The 5,266-nt window shown below is 47.6% G+C and carries 5 protein-coding genes and 4 tRNA genes; 2 read left to right on the top strand and 7 right to left on the bottom strand.

The annotated features are described in order from the left end of the window. The 5 genes from ACZRKO_RS22685 to ACZRKO_RS22665 form a co-directional block, all read right to left on the bottom strand. A partial coding sequence (locus ACZRKO_RS22685; RefSeq protein WP_463739332.1) for a GTP-binding protein occupies positions 1–333 on the bottom strand: 333 nt, incomplete at its 3' end. A 108-nt stretch (positions 334–441) separates the two neighbouring features. Continuing rightward, positions 442–517 (bottom strand) — tRNA-Thr (locus ACZRKO_RS22680). 11 nt (positions 518–528) lie between these two features. After that, positions 529–603 (bottom strand) — tRNA-Gly (locus ACZRKO_RS22675). Positions 604–732: 129 nt separating this feature from the next. Continuing rightward, positions 733–817 (bottom strand) — tRNA-Tyr (locus tag ACZRKO_RS22670). An 18-nt stretch (positions 818–835) separates the two neighbouring features. Then, positions 836–911 (bottom strand) — tRNA-Thr (locus tag ACZRKO_RS22665). A 516-nt stretch (positions 912–1,427) separates the two neighbouring features. Between ACZRKO_RS22665 and ACZRKO_RS22660 the strand changes: the two genes are divergently transcribed. Both ACZRKO_RS22660 and coaA read left to right on the top strand, forming a co-directional pair. Next, positions 1,428–1,820 (top strand): GNAT family N-acetyltransferase, encoded by a 393-nt coding sequence (locus ACZRKO_RS22660; RefSeq protein ID WP_463739331.1) that lies wholly within the window; start codon positions 1,428–1,430, stop codon positions 1,818–1,820. A 231-nt stretch (positions 1,821–2,051) separates the two neighbouring features. Continuing rightward, positions 2,052–3,002 (top strand): type I pantothenate kinase, encoded by a 951-nt coding sequence (gene coaA / locus ACZRKO_RS22655; protein WP_463739330.1) that lies wholly within the window; start codon positions 2,052–2,054, stop codon positions 3,000–3,002. Between the two features lie 39 nt (positions 3,003–3,041). On the opposite strand, the gene birA is transcribed toward coaA, so the two are convergent. Then, positions 3,042–4,001, bottom strand: a complete 960-nt coding sequence (gene birA, locus ACZRKO_RS22650) for a bifunctional biotin--[acetyl-CoA-carboxylase] ligase/biotin operon repressor BirA (RefSeq protein WP_463739329.1) — start codon at positions 3,999–4,001, stop codon at positions 3,042–3,044. Next, on the bottom strand, positions 3,998–5,035 hold the full coding sequence (gene murB / locus ACZRKO_RS22645; protein WP_463739333.1) for a UDP-N-acetylmuramate dehydrogenase: 1,038 nt from the start codon (positions 5,033–5,035) through the stop codon (positions 3,998–4,000). The genes birA and murB overlap by 4 nt, the downstream gene beginning before the upstream one ends. Between the last annotated feature and the right edge of the window lie 231 nt (positions 5,036–5,266).

Raw genomic sequence — 5,266 nt, 5'->3', positions numbered from 1 at the left:
GCCATCAGTCGCAGCAACAACCAGGATAGCGCCATCCATCTGAGCAGCACCGGTGATCATGTTTTTCACATAGTCGGCGTGGCCTGGGCAGTCAACGTGTGCGTAATGACGGCTTGGGGTGTCATATTCAACGTGAGAAGTGTTGATGGTGATACCACGAGCTTTTTCTTCTGGTGCGTTATCGATCTGGTCGAATGCACGAGCAGAACCACCGTAGGTTTTAGCCAGAACGGTGGTGATTGCAGCAGTCAGGGTAGTTTTGCCGTGGTCAACGTGGCCGATAGTACCAACGTTAACGTGCGGTTTTTTACGTTCAAACTTTTCTTTAGACATCGATTGTCCCTCTAAGACACGGTTAAATCGGTGGTATCACCACATCAACCAAGCGTTTGCTTGATAAATTATTTTACAGAAAGAAAATCAGGAGGGAGGATTGAGAAGTGGTGCTGATAGGCAGATTCGAACTGCCGACCTCACCCTTACCAAGGGTGCGCTCTACCAACTGAGCCATATCAGCACATCTTGGATTGGAGCGGGCAGTGGGAATCGAACCCACATCATCAGCTTGGAAGGCTGAGGTAATAGCCATTATACGATGCCCGCATCCTGGAACTCGGCTACCTGATTGTTCTGAAGAACATGAAGACGGGGATAAGGAAATGAGACACTTAAACCTCACCTTCACTTACAACGTGCTTTACATTGTAAGTTGCCTTATTGCTAAGGCTCGTTTGGTGGTGGGGGAAGGATTCGAACCTTCGAAGTCGATGACGGCAGATTTACAGTCTGCTCCCTTTGGCCGCTCGGGAACCCCACCTAATTTTAAGTACTTGATTGGTGCCGGCACCAAGAGTCGAACTCGGGACCTACTGATTACAAGTCAGTTGCTCTACCAACTGAGCTATGCCGGCATCAAGTGCTGCGCATTCTAGGGAGACTTGGCGGGGTATGCAACAAAAAAATTGCGCATTTCTCTTCATCGCTCATGTTTTATGCAAAAAACCATGATAAATACGTTTTACACTGCTTTTAAGCATAAATACTGCGCAACCGACGCGTCTTAATATCGAGGCCTGCTATCACTCCCTCGCCGCATAACACCTCCCTGATGGGCTGCTACAACGCCACATTCTGCAATAAGAGAGTAATGCTGCACCGCTGCTGCTGCCAGGCACCCTTTGAGTGCGCATTCTGCCTTCATTTCGCAAAATATACCGCGAAAGAGAGTCTATAAAGGCGCATTGAGAACTGGCTCAACTCTTGCCGGATCTTTCCCGAGTCATCAAACCTTATAGGAATAGCCTATGAAAGTCGTTCTACTAAATGCAGCCACCCTGCCCGTTTACAGGAACGAGCTAGCATCACTATTAATAGAAGTTATTGAAGAAGGCGCTCTGATGGGATTTGAACCATCATAATCCTCTCAGATGGCTGAGGACTTCTTTCACGACCTCGGGCCACAAATCACTCAGCAACACGTTATGTTGTGGATAGCCCGGGACCACAATGGCGTGATGGGAACTGTGCAACTGAAAATTGATGACAAACCAATCGAGAGACAGTCCAGGGCTGGGGGCGTAAATACCCTGCTCGTTCGTCCTGCCGTCAGACGTTCAGGCATAGCCCGAAAAATGATGCATGAACTGGAAGAAGCCGCTTTTAGACTACGTTGTGACCTGCTGTTGTCTGACCTCCAATCAGGTACCGGGGCCGAGTATTTCTACCGGTCTCAGGGCTATCGTTGCTACAGTACGTCAGGAAAACACGCCGACTTCCTTCACTATGGCTCAGATGCCGTTTATTACAAACCTTTGCGATAAGTCTTTCCCTGATGGAATTGGCCGTTTCAGCTGGTCATCGCAAATTCGCTTTTGAGGAGTAAGTTTTTCATTTTTTCTTAAATAATTTTTAACCCAATCAAAGAAATTGATAAGTTAAAAGAAAAATGTCCACGCCGAAAACTAAGCTGTCTATAATAGGCGGCTGGTTTACTGTCTGGACTTGGCGTGCGGCGCCTATCCTGACCTGCGCTAACAGGCAGACTTTAACTTATGAAAAAAAGAGACTTATCTTTGGCAACCCCTTACCTACAGTTCGACAGAGCTCAGTGGGCAGCCTTGCGTGACTCAGTTCCACTAACGCTCAAAGAAGCCGAAATCGTGAAACTGAAAGGTATCAATGAGGATCTGTCCCTTGAGGAAGTCGCGCAAATCTATTTGCCACTTTCACGCCTTCTCAATTTTTACATCAGCTCCAACCTCCGTCGCCAGGCAGTTCTCGAGCAGTTTTTAGGCACCGATGGTCAGAAAATTCCCTATGTGATCGGTATTGCTGGCAGCGTAGCCGTGGGTAAAAGTACTACCGCACGTGTCCTGCAAGCGTTGTTAAGCCGCTGGCCAGAGCACAGAACCGTTGAACTGATCACGACAGACGGATTCTTGTATCCCAATAAAACGCTTCAGGAGCGTGGGATCATGAAGAAGAAAGGGTTTCCGCAATCTTACGATATGCATCAACTGGTCAATTTTGTTTCTGAGGTCAAGTCCGGCGCAAAAAGTGTCAAAGCGCCCGTCTATTCTCACCTTATTTATGATGTCATACCGGAAGGTAATAAAGTCATCGAGCAGCCTGACATTCTTATTCTTGAAGGGCTGAATGTTTTACAAAGTGGTATGGATTACCCTCACGATCCGCATCGCGTATTTGTCTCTGACTTCGTTGATTTCTCAATCTATGTCGATGCCCCGGAAGACTTATTGCAGGGTTGGTATATAAATCGTTTCCTTAAATTCCGTCAGGGCGCATTCTCAGATCCCGATTCTTATTTCCATCATTATGCAAAACTTCCTGAAGAAGAGGCGGTGAATATTGCCACGCAATTATGGAATGAAATCAATGGATTGAATCTTAAAGAGAATATACTTCCCACCCGTGAGAGGGCAAGTCTCATTATGACTAAAAGCGCTAACCATGCCGTTGAAAATGTCAGATTACGGAAGTAAGAGTAATTAAAGGAGGGCGACAACCCTCCTCCATGATATTCAACGACCGCGAAGTGATATTTCCCCACCAATAAATGGCTTAATTATGCCATCCTGCTCCAGTAATAATGCACCCTGCTGATCAATCCCACGCTCAATACCGTGAATTTCCTGTTCGCCTATTAATAATTTAACGGGACGATCGAGGAAGTTATCCAGCCTGCGCCAGCGGGTAATAAAGGGCGGTAACCCTTCCACTTCAAACTGACGCAGCGCAGAACGCAGTTCTTGCAAAAGTGTGGCTGTCAGCTGATTGCGGTCGATATTTACTCCGGCTTCCTGCAAGTTTATCCAGCCCTGATCAATTGAATCTGCAGCGGGTTCACGCATCTTAAGATTGATCCCTGCACCGATGACTAACTGTGCTGCATCGCCGGTTTTTCCGGTCAATTCGACTAAAATACCAGCCAGCTTACGATCTTTCAGATAGAGATCGTTGGGCCATTTAACGCGAACATCTTCTGCGCCTAACTTCTGCAAGACTTCCGCCATGACAATGCCAATCACCAGACTCAGCCCCATCGCAGCAGCCGGGCCCTGATCGAGCTTCCAGTACATAGAGAGATATAAGTTCGCGCCGAAAGGTGAGAACCATTTCCTTCCGCGACGGCCCCGGCCAGCTTGCTGATATTCAGCGACGCACGCATCCCCGGACGTAAGCTGGCTGATTCGATCTAGTAAATACTGGTTAGTGGAATCAATAACGGGTAATACGCTAACCCGCCCTTCCGGTAAGGCGGCGAGGATCTCTTCTTCATCCAGAAGCTGGATAGGAGACGGCAGGCTATACCCTTTGCCTGGGACAGTGAAGATATCCACTCCCCAGTCCCTTATCGTCTGGATATGTTTGTTGATCGCCGCACGGCTCATACCCAGCTTCACACCCAGCTGTTCACCTGAGTGGAATTCACCATCAGCGAGAATGGAAACAAGGTGAAGTGGAACGGTGATATCTTTCATGATAACGCCTCAACTGCATTGGTTTCGCCACTGGAAGAAATGAAACGAACCTCAGGCTCCAGCCAGACCGCAAAATGCCCGGCAACCGTATTACGTACATGCTTCGCCAGCGCCTTCACATCATCACCGGTTGCCCCCTCTTTGTTAATCAGTACTAATGCCTGTTGCTGATGAACTGAGGCCCCACCCAGACAGAAACCTTTTAACCCCGCCTGCTCAACTAACCATCCTGCGGCAAGTTTTACCTGACCATCCTCCTGAGGATAATAAGGCATCGTCGGATACTGCTGCTTGAGCTTTTCAGCCAGAGCAATATTCACAATAGGATTTTTGAAGAAGCTGCCAGCATTGCCGGTAACCGTTGGATCCGGAAGTTTGCTGCGACGCATCTGACATACAGAGTCGAATATTTGTTGTGGCGTCACGCTGGCTGACTCAAACCGGGTCAAATCACCATAAGTCAATTTAGGGTGCCAGTTTTTACTTAACCTGAGTCCTACAGCAATAATGGCATACCCGTCACGGTAGGCGTGCTTGAATACACTCTCACGGTAACCAAACTGACATTCACAGGCAGGCAGACGAATAATGTCACGTGTTTCAAGATTCATCACGTCCACATATTCACACAAACTTTGTAATTCGATGCCATAAGCCCCGATATTTTGAATCGGTGCAGATCCAACACAACCAGGGATAAGAGCCAGATTTTCGAGACCAGGAAGGTTGTGCTTCAGGGTATAAATGACCAGCTGATGCCAGTTCTCACCAGCACCGACATGCAGTAACCAGTCTTCAGCTCGCTCGCTAACCTCAATGCCTTTAATTCGGTTGAGCACAACAATTCCGGCAAAGTCCTCCAGGAACAGCACATTGCTGCCCTCTCCTAATAGCAGAAATGGATGTTTTGCTTTTTGCGCAGCAAGCCAGGCAGTCGCCAGTTCATCCGGATTGTGAGCCGTGATGATTTCAGTGGCATCGGCAACAATAGCGAAGGTATTTAAAGCCTTTAAAGACGTGTCGTAGCTCGACATAAACTGATTACTCATTCGTTACTTATTTATGCTCAGTTTAACCGATTCGGAGAGTTCATACGCACAGAGTTTTGATTGGGCAATTGAGGATACTGGTTTATTTTCTAACCTAAATTCCGGGTAAGACTTATTCAAACTCCCCATAGCAAAAAACCCCAGTCTTTCGACTGAGGTTTTCCACTTATTTGATGCCTGGCAGTTGATGACCCACTTCGTGCCTCACCCTTCGGG

Source organism: Ewingella sp. C233 (assembly GCF_055407225.1).
Note: the sequence above shows the minus strand (reverse complement) of the source record. Positions and strands in the feature narration are given on the sequence as shown.

Excerpts from the sequence above, each read along its gene's own strand:
- coaA (WP_463739330.1), top strand. The coding sequence starts at position 2,052 with ATGAAAAAAAGAGACTTATCTTTGGCAACCCCTTACCTACAGTTCGAC.
- birA (WP_463739329.1), bottom strand. The coding sequence starts at position 4,001 with ATGAAAGATATCACCGTTCCACTTCACCTTGTTTCCATTCTCGCTGAT.
- murB (WP_463739333.1), bottom strand. The coding sequence starts at position 5,035 with ATGTCGAGCTACGACACGTCTTTAAAGGCTTTAAATACCTTCGCTATT.
- ACZRKO_RS22660 (WP_463739331.1), top strand. The coding sequence starts at position 1,428 with ATGGCTGAGGACTTCTTTCACGACCTCGGGCCACAAATCACTCAGCAA.